The 19,007-nt window shown below is 35.0% G+C and carries 18 protein-coding genes and 1 riboswitch; of the genes, 2 read left to right on the forward strand and 16 right to left on the reverse strand.

Features of this window, described 5'->3' with window-relative positions:
* Nucleotides 1-400: 400 nt before the first annotated feature.
* Together AMD00_RS12330 and AMD00_RS12335 are read right to left on the reverse strand one after the other, a co-directional pair.
* Nucleotides 401-847, reverse strand: coding sequence for a CoxG family protein (locus AMD00_RS12330; RefSeq protein WP_038190892.1), 447 nt, complete (start codon nt 845-847; stop codon nt 401-403).
* Nucleotides 848-1,603: 756 nt separating this feature from the next.
* Complete coding sequence (locus AMD00_RS12335) at nt 1,604-2,785, reverse strand: C40 family peptidase (RefSeq protein WP_053418285.1); 1,182 nt, start codon at nt 2,783-2,785, stop codon at nt 1,604-1,606.
* Between the two features lie 322 nt (nt 2,786-3,107).
* On the opposite strand from AMD00_RS12335, the gene AMD00_RS12340 reads away from it, so the two are divergent.
* A complete protein-coding gene (locus tag AMD00_RS12340; protein WP_053417358.1) occupies nt 3,108-3,704 on the forward strand; it encodes a metallophosphoesterase family protein in 597 nt (198 codons plus the stop codon).
* Between the two features lie 36 nt (nt 3,705-3,740).
* Here the strand turns inward: AMD00_RS12340 and AMD00_RS12345 are convergent, their stop codons facing one another.
* Nucleotides 3,741-4,493 carry an alpha/beta hydrolase gene (locus AMD00_RS12345; RefSeq protein WP_053417359.1) on the reverse strand — a complete coding sequence of 251 codons (753 nt, stop codon included), beginning with the start codon at nt 4,491-4,493 and terminating at the stop codon, nt 3,741-3,743.
* Nucleotides 4,494-4,787: 294 nt separating this feature from the next.
* Between AMD00_RS12345 and AMD00_RS12350 the strand changes: the two genes are divergently transcribed.
* Nucleotides 4,788-5,693, forward strand: a complete 906-nt coding sequence (locus tag AMD00_RS12350) for a LysR family transcriptional regulator (protein WP_053417360.1) — start codon at nt 4,788-4,790, stop codon at nt 5,691-5,693.
* Between the two features lie 59 nt (nt 5,694-5,752).
* On the opposite strand, the gene AMD00_RS12355 is transcribed toward AMD00_RS12350, so the two are convergent.
* The 13 genes from AMD00_RS12355 to AMD00_RS12415 all read right to left on the reverse strand — a co-directional run bounded on the left by AMD00_RS12355 (nt 5,753) and on the right by AMD00_RS12415 (nt 18,958).
* Nucleotides 5,753-6,064 (reverse strand): hypothetical protein, encoded by a 312-nt coding sequence (locus tag AMD00_RS12355; protein WP_157059245.1) that lies wholly within the window; start codon nt 6,062-6,064, stop codon nt 5,753-5,755.
* Nucleotides 6,065-6,155: 91 nt separating this feature from the next.
* Nucleotides 6,156-7,118 (reverse strand): oxygen-dependent tRNA uridine(34) hydroxylase TrhO, encoded by a 963-nt coding sequence (gene trhO, locus AMD00_RS12360; protein ID WP_053417362.1) that lies wholly within the window; start codon nt 7,116-7,118, stop codon nt 6,156-6,158.
* 652 nt (nt 7,119-7,770) lie between these two features.
* Nucleotides 7,771-8,190: a hypothetical protein gene (locus tag AMD00_RS12365; protein WP_053417363.1), complete on the reverse strand. Its 420-nt coding sequence runs from the start codon at nt 8,188-8,190 to the stop codon at nt 7,771-7,773.
* A 210-nt stretch (nt 8,191-8,400) separates the two neighbouring features.
* A complete protein-coding gene (locus AMD00_RS12370) occupies nt 8,401-8,982 on the reverse strand; it encodes an ECF transporter S component (RefSeq protein ID WP_053417364.1) in 582 nt (193 codons plus the stop codon).
* A 162-nt stretch (nt 8,983-9,144) separates the two neighbouring features.
* Nucleotides 9,145-9,282: riboswitch (FMN riboswitch) on the reverse strand.
* A gap of 89 nt (nt 9,283-9,371) precedes the next feature.
* Nucleotides 9,372-11,153 (reverse strand): ATP-binding protein, encoded by a 1,782-nt coding sequence (locus tag AMD00_RS12375; protein ID WP_053417365.1) that lies wholly within the window; start codon nt 11,151-11,153, stop codon nt 9,372-9,374.
* Nucleotides 11,146-11,862: a response regulator transcription factor gene (locus AMD00_RS12380; protein WP_053417366.1), complete on the reverse strand. Its 717-nt coding sequence runs from the start codon at nt 11,860-11,862 to the stop codon at nt 11,146-11,148. The genes AMD00_RS12375 and AMD00_RS12380 overlap by 8 nt, the downstream gene beginning before the upstream one ends.
* Nucleotides 11,863-11,981: 119 nt before the next feature.
* Complete coding sequence (ccsB, locus tag AMD00_RS12385; RefSeq protein WP_053417367.1) at nt 11,982-13,172, reverse strand: c-type cytochrome biogenesis protein CcsB; 1,191 nt, start codon at nt 13,170-13,172, stop codon at nt 11,982-11,984.
* The gene (locus AMD00_RS12390; RefSeq protein ID WP_053417368.1) at nt 13,172-14,860 is read right to left on the reverse strand and encodes a cytochrome c biogenesis protein ResB; all 1,689 of its coding nucleotides are present in this window, start codon (nt 14,858-14,860) and stop codon (nt 13,172-13,174) included. Before AMD00_RS12390 ends, ccsB begins: the two co-directional genes overlap by 1 nt.
* Before the next feature lie 13 nt (nt 14,861-14,873).
* Entirely contained in the window at nt 14,874-15,407 is a 534-nt protein-coding gene (resA, locus tag AMD00_RS12395; protein WP_053417369.1) for a thiol-disulfide oxidoreductase ResA, read from the reverse strand.
* A 254-nt stretch (nt 15,408-15,661) separates the two neighbouring features.
* Nucleotides 15,662-16,393, reverse strand: a complete 732-nt coding sequence (locus AMD00_RS12400) for a pseudouridine synthase (RefSeq protein WP_038190931.1) — start codon at nt 16,391-16,393, stop codon at nt 15,662-15,664.
* A gap of 195 nt (nt 16,394-16,588) precedes the next feature.
* Nucleotides 16,589-17,590 (reverse strand): D-alanyl-D-alanine carboxypeptidase family protein, encoded by a 1,002-nt coding sequence (locus AMD00_RS12405; protein WP_245639515.1) that lies wholly within the window; start codon nt 17,588-17,590, stop codon nt 16,589-16,591.
* A 17-nt stretch (nt 17,591-17,607) separates the two neighbouring features.
* Entirely contained in the window at nt 17,608-18,207 is a 600-nt protein-coding gene (gene scpB / locus AMD00_RS12410; protein WP_053417370.1) for an SMC-Scp complex subunit ScpB, read from the reverse strand.
* Nucleotides 18,173-18,958: a segregation/condensation protein A gene (locus tag AMD00_RS12415; protein ID WP_053417371.1), complete on the reverse strand. Its 786-nt coding sequence runs from the start codon at nt 18,956-18,958 to the stop codon at nt 18,173-18,175. Before AMD00_RS12415 ends, scpB begins: the two co-directional genes overlap by 35 nt.
* Nucleotides 18,959-19,007: the final 49 nt, after the last annotated feature.

A 19,007-nucleotide genomic window follows, 5' to 3' on the forward strand; every position in this document is an offset into this window, starting at 1 on the left:
CTGCTAATGCAATAACAATAACTGATAAGATAATTCTTAATTTTTTCACCGTTTTTCTCTCCATCCAATAAGTCTCTATACAAGTTACTGTTTAATCATAGCATTTTGAACTCTTTATTTTGTCATAAATATGGAATTTCTTCCTCAACTAACCTGTACCGTTAGTTCAATAAGGTACGATTTTACATCTCAATTATTCTGCAATCTCATTTAGTTAAATATTCGTAAATATGATTTTAATCACAAAAAAAAGCTGAACTAATTTTTGCATTAGTTCAGCTTAAAAATAACTCGATATAATGTTGCACATTTCATAAAGAATACTGCTATAACAAGCAAGTTACTTTAACTCTTGACTTTTAATTAAACAATTGGAGAGAATTTTTGATGATTTTCGCTATTAAACTTGGACTAATCTGATCTTATTTGCAACACGCTCAGTTAGCATAGTTGTTGCTTTTGGTAACACCGCTTTGAATACTGGATTTAAAACGGGTGCTACTAAACCGCCAGCATTTACTTCTAAGAAACCGACCATTTCGGTTTTTTCTGCTTCTAATGCTGTTGCTTCAAAATAGCCATTTCCAGTAAATTTATCTGTTAAACCAATAAGGTTAAATGTAATTTTAGTTGGCTCTATCCAATCAATAATATCTATTTGTACTTTTACAGTTTTTTTCAAGACACCGACATTTCCAGCAAATGTCCAAGTAGATTGACGATCATTGATGATTTCATGTTCTCTATATCCAGGCACAAGTGTTGCCCATTTCTCCATATTGCTTACAAAATCCCAAACTTCCGTCGCTGGTAATGGAATTTCTACTGCGTGTGATGCTGTTGCCATAATCGTTCACTACTTTCTCTATTCAATATTTACAATTACTAGTATAGCGAAAATCTCTCAAATAATCGACAAATTAATACATATCCAAAGTACTTTTTATCCTTCTTTTTGATTAATAAGTAAAATAATATTATAGCTACAATAGCATATTTAAAAGTTTATTAACTATTAAATCCTACTCTAGTATGTCTTAATACCTAAACTTTCATCGTGATAGCCAATTGCCACCTTACACTATCTACACTATCTAACTTGAATCAAAAAAGATAATATTAATGTACTTCAATATAATATTTGTCAATTAATCTCTATAATTATTTCGCTTCTAGAATTCTATTCTCCCATAGGCATTTACCCTATTATTTTATAAATAAACCAACATCTCAAGGTTTTGCGTATAAGTCTTTTTCAAGTGAAAAGGTTAAGTCAAATCCAATAAGAGCAAGCCCCATTGCCTATTTGAAAATCGTCTTTGCAACCTTCAAAAATTGTTCGTTTTGTAATTAATCCGTATCCAAACCTGTACTCAAAATACAAAAAGAGTTAACAATAATTTCCCTATCAGTTTCATACAAATAATTAATGGAAATTCTCAAGCGGAAAAATTAATTGTGAATCATTTAAGCTATGAATTACTTGCCTCGGATATGCAAGTACGATTAGTGAGTACTATTTTACATAAAAAGAAAAATCACTTTATTGTATTATTTTTATCATAAAAAAAGCTCTTTTATGACAAAGAGCTTTTAGGCTTGTTTAGTTTACACCCGAGACACGTCCAAATCCTACTAAATATTGATTCCACCAATCTAATGATTCGACAACGACACCATTATTTTGTGCATCTAACATTCTATTATTCCCTAAGTATATTCCAACGTGTGCAACGCCTGAACCGTAACTGAAGAATACTAAATCCCCAGCTTTGGCACTACTACGGTCAATTTTTTTAGTTGCTAAATATTGCTGCGCAGCTGTTCTTGGAAGTGAGTATCCCGCTTGCTTGAATGACCATTGTGTCAAACCTGAACAATCAAACCCTGAAGCTGGATTGCTCCCACCCCATACATAAGAAGTACCTAAATATTTACTAGCTTCTGCAATAGCAGCTGTTGCAGCTTGTGAGCCTGAAACATTCGGTGCGGATTGATTTCCATCATCTGGACTACCACCATTATTGCCATTTCCGGCATTATTGTCATTATCAGCATTATTGTCATTATCAGCATTGCTAGCATCACTAACAAATTGTGTATTCTGAAGGTCTTTTAATTTCTGAGCTTCTTTTTCTTTTTCTTTCAATTCTTTTGCAATACGTTCTTCCTCTTTTTTAGAGGCAATTTGTTTTTTAAGCTCTAATGACGTTACTTTATTTTCAGCCTTTTTTGTTTCAAGTGCATTTTCTTCCTCTTGCATTTGTTGGAATTGTTTTTGCAATTTTACTTTTGTTTCTTCTAAATCATCTTTTTGATCAGCCAATTTTTGTTTATCATCTTCTTGTTCTTCTAACAAGTTTTGATCTGCATCAATAATTGTTTTAACACTCATTGCTCTACTGACCAAGTCTGTAATACTGTCAGAACCAAGCACTGCCTCTATGTACGGGCTAACTGTGCTATCATTTTTTTGATAGGCTTTAAGCCGATCGTCGATAATTTCAGAACGATTTTCGATTCGCTTTTCAGTTTCTACAATAGATGCATTAACTTTTTTTAAGTCTTTTTGTGTTACTTTGTAGTCTTCCATCTTTTTTTGTAGCTTCTTTTTTAAATCTTTAATCTCATTATCTAGCTTTTTGATTTTCTTATCTATTTTAACTTTTTTTTGTGTCATTTCTTGTGATGTTGCTGCATCTGCTTGTAGAGGTTGCGCGGTGTACATAAATCCGCTTGTTAACGCTAATGTCATAACCGCTGTGCGGCCCCATTTCGTATTCATCTTCAAACTTAGTCAACTCATTTCTCTAATCATTATTTCATATTCCAAATTTCTCACTCGTTTATTCTACCATGCCTTGTAAAAAATGGGCACTGAATATCCTAACCTTAATAAAAGCGTAATTCGTGTCATGTTTTTGTAACAATTAGATAATTTTGTCACCTTATTAAAGTCGATACACTACACTTATTTACTAAATGCTTTTAATTTGATTACATTTATCGACAAGTAGCTATACTATTTTTAACTATTATTGGTTATTTTACTGGGAATTTAATGTATGCTATTATTTCTACTATATTTTGAAAGGATGATTACCTAAATGAAGTATGCATTGATTGGAGATTTGCACTCGTGTTTTGAGGATACTAACGCAGTTTTAAAACATATAAATGAAACGGCTGAAGATGCCACAATCATTGGTTTAGGTGATTTATTTGAATGTAAAATAGGAAAAAAAAGGGCAAAAAATATTAGCGGTCTAGCATTTGAAGAGGCTGCTGAGCATTCAGAGCACTTTAGCAATTTGTTACAGTTTCCTTCTGTACGAGGAAATCAGGAAGAACGTATTATGCAAGTAACGGGACTTCACACTTTTCAGGAACTTCCCGAGATACTAAATATTGATGGTGCACATATTATACATGGACATCAATTTAAGTGGTCGTTAGATTGGAAGCCCTTGTTTTCAGAAGCTAAACAATCCGTCTTCTTTTTTGGTCATAGCCATGATTCCGCATTCTATAAAAAAGGTAAAAGAAAATCGTTTACTTATGGAAAACCCATTCAATTGAAAGAAAAAAAATACGGTGTTAATGTTGGTGCTGTGATAGGGTCCAGAGAATGGTGTTTATATGATTCAACAGCGCGAACTGTTACATTTATGAAGGCACAACAAATGAAAAAGCACTCAAGTTAGTAATTAACTTGAGCGCTTATCTTATGCCAGAAATTATTAGTTAGCAATTGACCAATCAATTTGATCAAGGAAATCCGTTACATCTTCACACACTTTATCGCGTTCTTTACCTGTTGTAATGATGTGCCCAGATTCTTTATACCAGATAATATCTTTTTCTTCTGCATCAACTTGTTCATAGATAAATGGTGCACTTTCTTGGTAAATCGGTGCATCTAAAGCACCTTGCATAACTAATGTCGGTGCTGTGATTTCATGTAAGTCTTCACAAGTTTCTTCTGTGATTTTTTGAATATCATTTAATGAGCCTTTTGGTGTTGCTTTTAAACTTTCAAGTTCAGCAATGATTTGTTCTCTTGTTTTTCCTTCAAATGATTTATATATTTTAGCATAATCATATAGACGATCAAAAAGTCCATCAGTATTTTCACGTTTGATTGGTGCGCACATTGATACTACGCCTTTAACAGGGAACTCTTCACCTACGCGTAATGAGAATACTGCACCAAGTGAAATACCAACTACTGCAATATCTTCATACCCTTGGTCTTTTAAATGGTTATAGCCTGCAACAACATCATTCCACCAGTCTTCAGGACCTGTCTGAAGTAATTCTTCAGGTGATCCACCATGACCTTTATACATCGGTGCATGAACTGTATATCCTCGATCTTGCAAATGTTTTCCTAATCTTTTTACATCCTTTGTGCTTCCTGTAAAGCCATGAAGTAATAATACTGCTTTACTTCCTCCTTCAAGTGTAAAAGATTTAGGTGCGACTATTTTCATTTTGACTATCTCCTTTGTAATCGACAAGTAATTAATTTCTGGCTTTCGCCATTCCGTTTATGTAAAACATACTTAATTTAATTTTCTTAAAAAAACATTAGAAATGTTTGCATTTCTATGTAAGACTGATTTCTCCCACAAAATAACGCCTTAAAAATGTCAATATTTTTGTTGTGTCTATTTTATGTCTACTTCATATTAACATTGACGATTAATAATGTATAATTTATAATTCTTATCATTATCATGCATAAAAGGTATCAATTGATTCACTATAAAAAAGGTGGTCTTTTAATGGAATGGCAACAACTCGAATACTTTCAAAAACTGGCAAATATCCAACATATGACCCGCGCAGCTGAACTTTTATCTATCTCACAACCTGCACTTAGTCGCTCTATCGCACGTCTTGAAGATGAGTTAGGAGTACCATTATTTGAAAGACAAGGACGTTCTATTATTTTAAATCGTTACGGTGCTATGTTTTTAAAACGTGTAAATAATATAATGCAGGAATATCAGGATGGCTTACATGAGATTCAAGAACTCGTCGATCCAAATCGAGGTGAAGTTTCGCTTGGCTTCTTACATACACTAGGTACAAATGTAGTACCTGATTTAATACGTCTATTCCGCAAAGAATTCCCTGATATCCATTTTCAACTAATTCAAAATCATACACATACACAATTGAAACAATTAAAATCAGGTGAGCTTGATCTGTCCTTACTAGCAGCGATGGAAGTCGAAAAACCTATTCAATGGACTGAATTATGGAGAGATGAGTTGTATCTGATTGTGCCTATTTATCATCCACTAGCTATGAAAAAGAGTATTGCACTTAAAGAACTAGCTGATGAATCATTTATTTTGTTAAAAAAAGGGTACGCTTTACGCATTACGGTTGATGAAATTTTCGAGAAGGTCGGGATTACACCTAAAATCACCTTTGTAGGTGATGAGGTAGGGACTGTTGCAGGGTTTGTAGCAAATGGACTTGGCTTTTCATTGTTACCTGATGGTGAGGAAATTAATCCTAGAAAAATTGCTAAAATTCATATCAGTGATGTGAAATGTGAACGTATTATTGGCATGGCCTGGGCAGAGGGACGTTATTTATCCCCTGCAGCAAAACAATTTCAAAAATTCATACTCGATTTCTTTGAGGCACGAAAAAAAGCAGTAAAAGAGCATAAATAGGCTCTTTTACTGCTTTTACTTTGGTGTAAAAATAGATTCAACTTCAATAATCTCTATTATTATATTAACTCAACTACTAGTTCAACTATTTCTCCTTCATGTTCTTCTAATAATTCCAAGATATCTTGATCATCTATATAAAAATCATTGGCAAATTTATTGCCACCATAACCATCTTTTCCTTCAAAATAGAAAATTTCAGCTGTACCCCTATATTCTTGTGATTGAGACTTTTGCAAATGTAGGTTCGTTTGTACTTCTTTCCCATCAAAATCAATAAAGTATTTTGCAAGCGCAGTTTTATCTATGTAAAGGATATTCGGTCCTTTCATTTCTTGAATAATAATTGTTCCTTTTAAAGTCGGCATCATAAATTCCTTTCTGCTTCCTTGACATATTAAACGGATAAAAGGCTGCCTTGTATGGGGGATCCCCATATTTGGCAGCCTTCTATAAATTTGTTTATGCGAATACTTCGCCGATTTGTGCTAAACGTTCTTTTACTTCTGCCTCAGTTAAACCATTACGAGGGATATAGCGGTTACGAGGGTGTATACGGCATTCATGAGTACAGCCACCTAAATGCTTATCTTCATTTTCTTTTGAAGCAATAATTTGCTTGTTACATTCAGGATTTGAACAATTAATATAACGTTCACATGGTTCGCCATCAAAATGATCACGACCTACGATTACATGCTCGACTTGATTCACTGGAACTGTTAAACGTTCGTCGAAAACGTAACATTGACCGTCCCAAAGCTGACCTTTAGCTACAGGGTCTTTTCCGTAAGTAACGATACCACCGTGTAATTGACTCACATCTTCAAAACCTTCACGTTTTAACCAACCTGAGAATTTTTCACAACGTATACCACCTGTACAGTAAGTTAAAATTTGCTTACCTTCTAGTAGTTCTTTGTTGTCGCGGATCCAGTCTGGTAAATCGCGGAACGTTTCTATATCTGGGCGAATCGCGCCTTTGAAGTGGCCTACATCGAATTCGTACGTATTACGTGCATCAACGATTACTGTATTCTCTTCTTGCATCTTCTCTAAAAATTCTGCTGGCTCTAAATAATTACCTGTAATTTCATGAGGGTTAACATCGTCTTCTAGGCTTAAATTTACAAGCTCAGGTCTTGGACGTACATGCATTTTCTTGAAAGCATGTTGCTCTGAATCATCAATTTTGAAAACGATACCGTCAAAGCGAGGATCAGCTTTCATATGAGCCATATAAGCATCTGTTTGTTCCACAGTTCCTGAGACTGTTCCGTTAATACCTTCTGAAGCGACTAAAATACGACCTTTTAACTCAATTGATTTACAGTATGCTAAATGCTCAGCAGCAAATGCCTCTGGGTCTTCAATCGTTGTGTAAAAGTAATAAAGTAAAACGCGGTAATTCAATGTTGTTTCCACCTATCGAGTATATTTGCAAGATATAGTTATAGGGTTTTAATGTATAGCATTATTCTTGCATCTGTTGTTTTATAGCACTTTTCAAAAAAAAGCACTTTTATCATTATACATCATTATTCTGTTTTGTGTTGGTATGACGATTGGAGGACTTTTGAAGGGATAATCAAAACAGGGTTGGTTATTAAATACTATAGCGTCTTTACCGCTCTTTACCATATTCTAATCTAAGGCGCATTTTCACTTCTTAAATTCACTTTATTTCGAAGACTGGTCCCCATTGAACAGATAAACTTCCTCCTATCCAAACACCTATAATAAGAAACCAAATTAAACTAAACATATGTAAGCCTCCATTTGGAAATTTCACTGTAGAAAACAGATTGCAAATTGAACTTGGTAGAGAATATTATAAACTGGACAGTTTGTCGGAAGCCTTGAGCATAAAAAGTCATTTTACTGCTTCAACAAAATTTTCAGAACTACAAATAAAGCAACTTGAAATCTATTGGGATAAGTATTTATTAAAATTAATTAACATTAATAAATGACTATTTCCCTTGAGAATAAAATGCTAAGTGAGCGGAAAAGTTACAGCGGGTTATCATAAAAAATGCAATGAGGTATAAGACCCCATTGCTAATTAATGTTACATTCAAATATTCTGCTCTTCATAAGAATATTGCGCCATATGAATCGCGACTTTACGTAACGTTAAGTCTACAAAAAAGAAAACGCTTCCTAAAATGAAGCCCGCAGTAGCAGCTGTTATTAATTGAAGAGACCCAACTCCACCTTGCGAGTAATAAGCAAATGTAATTGGAATAACAATACCCGTTCCGAAAGCCATATGCAGTAATAGCGAGAAACCTCTTACATTCATTTTACGTTCAGCTATTCGATCTGCTATATATGAAGTCAATAAACCGTAAGTAAATACAATCGGAACAACATATACGGTTAATGCAAATGCACTGTGTAGAAAATGTTCATCTGCTTGCATAAATAAAAAAGGTAATATAAAGAAGGAAATAATCGATGTAAAAAAAGCGCTTAATAGTTTTCTTTCAGCCATTCACATACATCCTTTCTTTTCTTGGAAGTTGATAGCGAGATTTCGAAGAAAATATATAACACTGGAAACCTCAACCTATAAATTCTCGTCTTTGCGCCAAAATACTACTTAATGTGCTGAATATTCTTTTTATTAACAGTATTATACAATCATTCAACTTTTTATTCAATTATAAAAGCCGATGTTTTATTACAAACATCGGCTGAAAGTTTAATTTAAATAATGCATCCTTTGTTTTTCAATCCATTTTTTCATACTATTAAACAATATCATGAATATTATCATAACGATGAAACCTTTAATAATATTAAAAGGTAATATACCAAGTACAATCATTTTAGTTAATGCTGTTCCAGTTGTAGCTGGGACATTTAAAAAGTACGTATACATAGGTAAGAATAACACATAGTTCAGTAAACTCATACCTACTGCCATTGATAAGGTACCAACGACAAATCCAGTAGTTAAACCTTTCGTACTTGAAAGACGTTTATAGACAAAATATACTGGCAGGATAAATAATACGCCTGTTGTAAAGTTTGCTATATGACCAACTGGCATACCTGTTGGACTCCCTGAGAAAATCCAATCTAACACATTCTTAAATAATTCAACTAGAATACCTGCTAGAGGCCCCATTGTGATTGCTGCGATTAAGGCTGGCACATCACTAAAGTCCACTTCCAAAAATGCTGGAAACGGTGGTAGTGGGAAGTTAAATAGCATTAAAACAAAAGAAATACTACTTAACATTGCAATTGCAATCCTCTTCTGCAATTTCATGTTCTTCATAATACTTTTCTCTCCTTTTGTAGATCCACTTCAAAAAGAGGAAAGGTATAGCCGTTGTTGCTATGCAAAAAAATACCCTTAAGCACATAGTGTACTTAAGGGAGAATTTAGGCATAGTCAAATAAGCGTCTTATTGATACTCAAATTGAAAGACGACTGTACCTTCACCTTCTCCCATCCAGACTATACTGTCGGCTTTGGAATTTAACCAAATCCTGCCTTGCGGCTCGCGGGCTCAAGAGTATTGCTTAGTTCTCTAATACCGCCGATCGGGAATTTCACCCTGCCCCGAAGATGAACCATAATTTAATTGTAATACACTATAACTATATGCAAAAAAACACGAATTGTAAAGTCTTCTAACTTACAATCCGTGTTTTGAATTTAATTTACATTTTTTCAATTGGTAAATAGAATGTGAATGTAGTTCCTTTATCAACTTCACTTTCTACTGTAATTCTCCCCTTATGTGCTTCAACAATGTTTTTTGCAATGGCAAGACCTAGACCAGTTCCACCCTTACCACGTGTTCTAGCTTTATCAGCTTTATAGAAACGTTCAAATACATACTGCAAATCATCAGCTGGTATCCCTGCACCGTTATCTTTTACTTGTATGCGTGCAAAGGATAACTGACGATCTACTATAACTTCTACGCTTCCTGTGACTGGTGTATGGCGTATGGCATTGTCAATTAAGTTTGTTAATACTTGTTCTATACGGTCTTCATCCATTTCTAGGTGCAGTGTATCTTCAATTGTTGTATTAAATGTCAGGTTTACTTGTTTTTCTTTTGCTACTTGAACAAATTTTTGTGTAATTCGTTCAATAACAGGTGATATTGGAACATAATCTTTATATAAACGCATATGTCCTGATTCCATACGAGCTAAGTCAAGTAAATCTGTGACTAAACGTCCCATTCTTTGCGACTCATCATAGATAATTTTAATCATTTCTTTACGTTCTTCTTCACTTGAGACGACATCATCCATAATAGCTTCACTATAGCCTTGTAGCATAGCTATTGGAGTTCGTAATTCATGTGAGACATTCGCTATAAAGTCTGAACGTAATTTATCTAAACGATGCTCTTCCGTTTTATCTCGTAACACAGCTACTGCACCGCGTACAGAATTTCCGCTATATAATGGGCTAATTGAAATCGCATAATAAGATCTTTCTATTTCGAGCTCTACTTCCAGCTCTTCTTCCAAATCTAAAACGTGGTCAAGCATATGGTAAATTTCAGCAGGTATAGGTTTATCACTATTCGCACTTTTATTGATAAACCATTTTTGTAGTAAAAGTTCCGCAGGCGGATTGCTGACCAAAATGGTACGATCTCGATTAAAAGTAATTACAGCGTCTGTCATCGATGTCAATATACTTGATAGTTGTTCTTTTTCTTGGTTAATTACTTCTAAGTGATGTTTAAGCTGTTTTCCCATTTGGTTGAAAGCTGTTGCTAACTGACCAATTTCATCATTTTGTAAAACAGGTACTTTTGTTTCAAAATTACCTTTTGCTAATTCAAATGCTGCTTCTCTCATTTTACGAAGAGGAGACGTAATTCGGGTTGATAAAAAAAACGCAAAGAACGTTGTTAACATTAAAGCAATTGCCGCCGCTAAAAAGACAATTTTAGTAGTTTCTTCAGTCGTCCTATGTATAGCATCCGGGCTTTGATAAATAAATATAGCTCCGTGTAGTTCGCTTTCAACATTTATCGGGAAAGCTAAAACGATGTAAGACTCCATATGCTCTTTTTTCGTTGTTGAAGGCAGCATCATTTCTTTTACAACAGGTGCATTCGTCGTAAATACTTTATCAAATGCTTTTTCATTAAGAATTTGTTGTTTAATGCCCTCTTGATTAAGTCCCTCTTGTAATGAAAAAGAAACCTTACCTGGTTTCTCGGCGATTAATGCATTTGTTTCATCACTCAGAACATCTGAGATAATAGCCTTTGTAGAATCCGTTGTTTCACGATCATTAATAATACGAGCAATTGTTGAAGCTTCTTGACGTAATGATGATTCAGTTTGTTTAGTATGGTAGTTTGATAAAAATTCGAGCATTAATACAGTAAAAACAAACAATACAAAAGAAACGAGAAGCAATATGGTTACCCATAGCTTCCCGACAACGCTGTTCCACATTCTATTCATTGACTACCTCAAATTTATAGCCGACGCCCCATACTGTTACAATCATTTTCGCCGCATTTTCAGAAACACGGTTTAGCTTTTCACGTAAACGTTTCACATGTGTATCAACAGTACGTAAATCCCCAAAGAAGTCATAATGCCATACTTCTTTTAACAATTGCTCTCTGTCGAATACTTTATCAGGTGATTTTGCTAAAAAGTATAATAATTCGTATTCTTTTGGTGTTAAATTCACTTCTACACCATCAGCAGAAACTCGGTGTGCGTCATGATCGATTGTTAAATGTGGGAAGACGACTAAATCTTTTGATGAAGAAGTTGTTGAAATTGGTGAGAATGCTGCTGAACGACGTAAAATAGCTTTTACGCGTAAAACCACTTCACGTGGGCTAAATGGTTTTACAATATAATCATCAGCGCCTAGTTCAAAACCTGATACGCGGTTTGCCTCTTCACCTTTTGCAGTTAATAGAATAATTGGCGTTGTTTTTTTATCACGTATTTCTTCGCATACTTGTAAGCCATCTTTTTCAGGCATCATTATATCAAGGAGAATACAGTGATAGTCATTTGCTAATGTCTTTTCTACTGCTTCTTCTCCGTCTTCAGCTTCTTCTACCGTATAACCTTCACGTTCTAAATACATTCTTAATAAACGGCGGATTCTATCCTCATCGTCTACTACTAAAATTGAAATTTGTTCATTCACAACTATTCCTCCCAAAACCATCTATATGTCTATTGTACAATCAGCCTATCGAAATGAAAAGAAAAGCCCTTCCCTATAAAGGAAAAGGCTTTAGCTTTGCTACAATCCTAAGCTGATTTTTAACCAGCGTACGAGTGAAGACCTGCAATGATTAAATTAACAGCAACTAGGTTGAACATTATGATAACGAAACCAATTACTGCTAACCAAGCTGACTTCTTACCTTGCCACCCTTTTGAAAGGCGTAAGTGTAAGAATGCCGCATAGAATAACCATGTGATAAGTGCCCAAACCTCTTTTGGATCCCAGCCCCAGAAACGAGACCATGCTTCTTGCGCCCAAATCATCGCGAAGATTAATGCACCGAGCGTAAATACTGGGAATCCGATTAATACAGAGCGATAACCAATTTCATCCATCAATTGTGAGTTTGCACGTTTTGCGAACGGTTGCATGATAACTGCAATTGGTTTACGAATGATTAAACGAATTATCCCGTATAAAACTGTTCCAATTAAGATTGACCAAACAACTGTTGTCAATTTTTTTGCATTGACGATTGCTGGTACGTTTGCAATTGGTTCCATTTTATCTGCGGTTAACAATTCAGATTGATGCATTCCGAACAGTGCCGGTGTGTTATACGTTATTTCTTTAGTATTACCATCTTTATCTATGTAGCTAAATTCCGCTTCATAACCTGTTACGTTAAACGTCGTTGTAACTGCTACGAATCCTAGTACTAGGATTAAGGCGTACATAACCACTTCTATCCAGAAACTTTCTTTAGATCTTTTTGTTAGGTCGATATTTTTTAGTAAGTAAATTAGTCCTGCAACAGCACTTATTGCTAGAATAGATTCTCCAATTGCTGCTGTAATTACGTGAATGTATAACCAGTAACTTTTTAACGCTGGTATTAATGGGTTTACTTCACGAGGAAACATACTAGCATAAGCAATAATAATAATTGCGATTGGTAAGGCAAAGAGTCCAAGTGCCGGCACTTTATAAATAAAGTAAATTAAGATAAATGCTCCTACAACGAACATGCCGAATGCTGTCGTAAATTCAAACATATTACTAACAGGTGCATGTCCAGCATACACCCATCTAGTAATGAAATAACCGAGATTTGCTATGAATCCAACAAGCGTAATGATAATCGCTAATGAACCCCATTTTTTCCCTGCATCAGCTGATTCACCTTTTGAACCACCTTTGACTGCACCACCAAAAAGTAAAGTAGCTATTAGGTATGCGACGAATGCTACAAATAGTAAATTTCCGCTTAAGTCAATTAAACTCATTAGATGTTGTCACCTTCCTTTTCTTTGTCTTTCGATTTCTTCTCAGCATCCTCTGCTTTTTGATCCTCATCATGTTGATCTACATAAACCGGAAGATGCGCATACTCCGTAACCGCATCCAAATCTTTTTTCATACTAAACCAGTTTTTGTTTGTATGCGATGCCATTAATAAACGACCATCTTTTGTTTTTAATAGCCATAAGCGACGGTGGCTCCAATAAGAACCGATTGTTACACCTAACATAAAGACTATGCCACCTAACATTAGTATCATAAGTGTTTTATCTTTACGAACTGTTAACCCTGATACGTTACGTGTATCAACAGCACTAAATTTCATTTTATACTTAGTTGTACCTAATGGTTCAAGTGTTTGTTTAATAGCTACAAAGCTTGTTTCGCCTTTTGGTGTTTCGGGTGTATACATAACAAAAATAAATGCTGGATTATTTGGTAATGGTGAAGCTGTTTGTGGTTCTCCGTCTTCAAAGCCTGCAAAGTCTGGGAAGTATTTTTTCAAGACAACTTTACTATCTTTGCCAACTTTATATTCTTTTTCAGGATTAGTTAAATCAATTGCTACTGACCCCAGAGATTTCTCCGACTTTTTATCAATTAAATCAAAGTGCATCGTCTTTAACTCATTCAAGCGGAAATCCATTTGATAAAGTGCATACCCATCATATTTCAATGGCTTATTTACGATTATCGGCATTTCTTTCACTAGAGTTAAATTAGATGTATCACCAGGAACTGCGTCGTCTGGTGCTTTAAATAACTTAACATCTGTTTGATAGTTTTTCGCAACAGCGTTGACTGCTTTTTTAGATTCATTAAATTCTTCTTTTTGTTCATCTTTTGAATACGTTTCAAAAGTGAATTTTTTACTTTCTAAATAAAAGCCTTCCATTCCGGGAATAGCCATTGTTTCGCCTTCACGTATCCAAAGTGTTTTATCAATGTAAAAACCTGGCATTAAGCGAAGCATAACACCAAATAGGAATATGATTAAACCGACATGGTTGATATATGGACCCCATCTCGCAAATCGACCTTTTTCAGCTAATAATGCGCCCTCTTCACGACGAACATTGTATTTCATTTCTTTCATTTTCGCTTCTGTTAGGTCAAATGCTTTATCAGCTTCTTCTGCTGACATTTCACCTGATGCAAAAATACGTTGACGCTTTAAGAAGTTTTCATGACGTTTTACTCGTTGATTTTTTAGAGATTTGTATAGTGGAATACCTCGGTCAAGACTGGCAACAATAATCGAAATACCAAGCATGCCGATTAACGTCTGGAACCACCATGAACTATAAATATCTGCTAACCCCAATTTATAGTAAATCGATCCGAAAGTACCGTATGCGGCTTTATATGCTGCTGCTGCGTCTTGATATTCTGTAAGCGAAACATAAATAACTTGTGGTAAAAATGTACCGATACCTGCAGCAACTAACGTGATAATAATAATTGCAACGCCGACTTTTACACTTGAAAAGAAGTTCCAAATTTTATCAATAATCGTTTTGTTATACGTTTTTGAACGAATTGCGGTTCCTTCATAACGCATATCTGCTAATTTTTTGCTCTTTTCTTCTTCAGTAAGAGGGCTACCACATTTTTCGCATAAAGTTGTGCCTTCTGGGTTCTCGTGACCGCATTCACAAATAATTTTTTTCATCCTCTAGAACTCCTTACTCTGGCTTGATACTTGAAAAGAATTCAGCTAACATTTCTTCTGTCAATTCACCTTCATGTACTCGAACAACTTTACCTGTTGGATCAATAAATATAGACGCTGGTAAGTTATTAACATTGTAAGCCCTTGTGACACTTTTTGTTTTATCGATTACAACTGGGAATTTTAAATTGAAGTCAGAAATGAAATTTTCCACTTCAAAAACTGTTTGTGCTTGGTTAATTGATAACACTTCTATGCCTTGATCTTTAAATACCTTATACTGATTGTTCATTGCTGGCATTTCTTTTTTACAAGGTTTACACCAAGTACCCCAGAAATTCAACATGACACCTTTACCTTTATAATCAGATAAACGATGTGTTTGACCATCTAAATCAACTAGGGAAAAATCTGGTGCTTCTGCTCCAACTTTTAATAATCGAACCTCATCCTTAGTAGCTGTTGTATATATAGTATATCCAATTGCTACTACAAGAATTGCTAAAATCAGCGTTCTTACATAGAATCTTCTTTTCTTTTTATCCATACTCGAAGTAGACCTCCTAAAAAAACATCCGAAACAATCTACCTAATTATAGCAAAGTTTTGAATGACGGAATTTTATATATTTGAAGTGTTTGTGAACGTTTCCATTCTAAGCATAGTGTTTTTCATATCATTTTTTTGTAGCTTGTCTCATGTTGTTTTATGCTATGTAAAATTGGTTAAGACGTTTAGAAAATACTAACTAAACGTCTTATACCATTTTGGAATGTTAACGATTCTTGATATACATAAGATTTAACCTATTTTACCTGTCTCAGCTAACACTCTTAATTGTTTAACTTCATGATGTGTCAATTCTCTTGACTCACCTGCATTCAATCCATGCAATGTTAAAAATGCAAATTGTTCACGTTTTAATTTTTGTACTGGATAACCAACTGCTTCAAACATGCGTCGTACTTGACGATTACGGCCTTCATGAATTGTGATTGCCACAATCGCCTTGCCTGATTTGCTATCTGAAGACATTAGTCTCACGCGTGCTGGTGCAGTCTTTCCATCTTCAAGCATAACACCACGCTCTAATTGTCTTAATGCTTCTCTTGTAGGAATTCCTTTTACACGTGCTACATATGTTTTATCAATTTTGAATTTTGGATGTGTAAGTTGGTAAGAAAATTCACCGTCATTTGTTAAAAGTAGCAAGCCTGAAGTTTCATAATCTAAACGACCAACAGGGAATATGCGTTGTTCAACTTCGGGGAATAAATCTGTTACTGTTTTACGACCTTTATCGTCTGTTACAGCTGAAATAATACCTCTTGGTTTATATAGAAGATGATATACTTTACGTTCTTTTTCTAATTTAACTCCTTCTACTTCTACTGAATCAGAAGGAGAGACTTTTGTGCCAAGCTCTCTAACTACCTGTCCATTGACTTTAACTAAGCCTTGCTTAATCATTTCTTCTGCTTTTCTACGTGATGCAATCCCTGCATACGCTATTACTTTTTGTAGTCTTTCCATTCGTTCACCTCATAAGTTAAATACTATTAGCCTGTCCAAAATTATGGCACACTTTCTACTATAAGAAAAGTATTAGTACCTTATTTAAGTCCTTAACTAATATGTTTGTAAACAGTTTAACTGCTTTTTATATCACTTTTTACCTAAAATCGAAAAAGGCCGCTATTATAAGCAGCCTTTTCTCTACTCAACTATTTATTTCCACTTTACATCAACAATAGCATCCTTAACTGGTTGGTCATCTATATAAAATGACCATCTACCTATCGAATCTTTGGTTTTGGACCTAGGCAACTGTAAGATATTTTTCACTTTTTTTACTTCTTTCTTTGTCAGAAGTAAGTGCTGTGGCTCTGTTAATTTTATATCAATGTCTGATTGTACTGAATATGTACCGGCTTTTGCTATTACTTCATTCGTATAGTGTTTAAACACATAATCAGCAAAATTACTATGGACAACCCAATCATTTCCCTCATTGATCGTTACTACAATTACTTTCTTGCCATCCTTTTCAAAATACGTGGCAAGTGTTCTTCCTGCTACTTTCGTATAGCCTGTTTTACCTGCTATCGCAAATTTGTTATTACGAACGAGCTTATGTTTATTTTCCCACAGTGTCCCGTTCTCTGTAGTACCTTTAAAATATTTTGTAGAGGCTATCTTCTCAAATTTTTTATTTTGCATGGCAATCCGTAACATTTGAGCTGTGTCATATGCAGAAGCTAAGTGTTTTTCATCGTGAAGACCTGAAGGATTTTCAAAATGCGTATTTTCCAAACCATAAAAGAGTGCGGTATCATTCATCATTTTAGAAAAACCTTCTAAAGATCCACCTACAGCTTCTGCTATTGCTGCAGCTGCATCATTTCCTGAACGTAACAATAGTCCATAAAGTAATGTTTCTAATGTTGTCTCTTCTCCTGCAGTTAAATAAATAGAAGAGCCTTCACTCGTTGATGCTCGTTGAGATATGGTAACTGGTGTTTTTAAATCCAAATTCTCTACAGCGACAAGCGCAGTCCACATCTTCGTCAAACTAGCAATTGGTAAAGGTACATTTTCGTTAGACCCCGCTAGTAATCTCCCTGTCTCTGCATCAATTACTGCATATGAACTTGATGCAGCGGAACTATGCGTCGTAGTAACTAGTAGTAAAACTACCATTAATAATCCGATTATATATCGGCGAAGCAATCGCCCACACCTTTCTTCTATTCTGAATCTGAATCTTGGAAAGCTTCTTGGAACTTAGACATAAATAAATCTGGGTTTTCATCTGTTGAATCAGTTTCACCCATAGGTAAATCTGGTAATTCGTTTAAGTCTTTCAAGCCAAAGTAGTTTAAGAACTCCTTTGTTGTGCCGTATAAAATTGCTCGGCCAGTTCCTTCAGCTCGACCTACTTCCTGTACTAAACCTTTTGAGCTTAAAGTATGTAGCGGTCGTTCACTTTTCACACCACGTAAATCTTCAATTTCTACTCTAGTAATGGGTTGTTTGTATGCAACAATGGCAAGAACTTCTAGTGAGGCTTGTGATAATGATTGACTAGGCGGGTTTTCAACAAGTCGCTGAATCGTATCTGCAAGGGCAGGTTTTGAAGTAAGCTGGTATGTACCAGCTAATTCTTTCAGTGTAATGCCACGCCCTTCTTCTGTGTTGTAATGATGAGCTAATTGTTCTAAAGCTTGTGCTACCTTCTCTTCTTGCTCTTCTGTTAAGAAACTCAGTTGTCTAACAGTTAAACCATCTTCACCTATTACGAAAAGTAAGCTTTCAATTTTGCTCATCAATTGATTCAAGTTGTTCATCGTTCAAATCTTCCTTCCGTAATATTACAGTTAAATCTTCAAAGTTATTATTCTGCTCTACTGCTATTATTTGGCGTTTCATCAATTCTAGTAATGATAAAAAAGTAATAACCAAAGTTGATCTATCTTCATAAGGGAATAGATCGAAAAAGCTTGAGCGTCCACCTGCTAATTTTAGCACACCCATCATAGTTTTCATTTGATCTTTTATGGAAACATCGTGCCTAGTAATTTTAGTTGTTAATGGCGCCTTTAGATGTTTTCGTCTAAGCATTTTCTGAAAAGCACCGACCATATCAAAAACATTTACAGACGTTTCAAATAATGCTAATTGTTCTGCTGGTGCGAATGCAGAAAGATCCGCTGGTGGCCTTGTAAAATATTGCGCACGAGACGATTCTAAGTCTTTTAAATTCACTGCAGCATCTTTAAATTTTCTATATTCAATTAATCGAGCAACGAGCTCTTCACGTGGATCGGGCTCATCCATGTCGAATTCAGTTTCATCTAACTCCCCTTCATGGATTGGTAAGAGCATTTTACTCTTAATCGCTAGTAAAGATGCTGCCATAACTAAATATTCACTTGCTTCATTCAATTCAAGTACTTGCATTGCACGAATATGCTCCATATACTGAGCCGTAAGCTCTGCCATTGGAATATCATATATATCAATTTCCAAGCGATGAATTAAATGTAATAATAGATCGAGAGGTCCTTCAAAGGCCTCGAGTTTTACTTCATATGACATAGTCAACCACCTGACAGTTTATGTTCAAAATACAGTATAGAGGAATGGT

The sequence above is a fragment of the Viridibacillus arvi genome, from assembly GCF_001274945.1.
Classification (GTDB): Bacteria; Bacillota; Bacilli; order Bacillales_A; family Planococcaceae; genus Viridibacillus; species Viridibacillus arvi.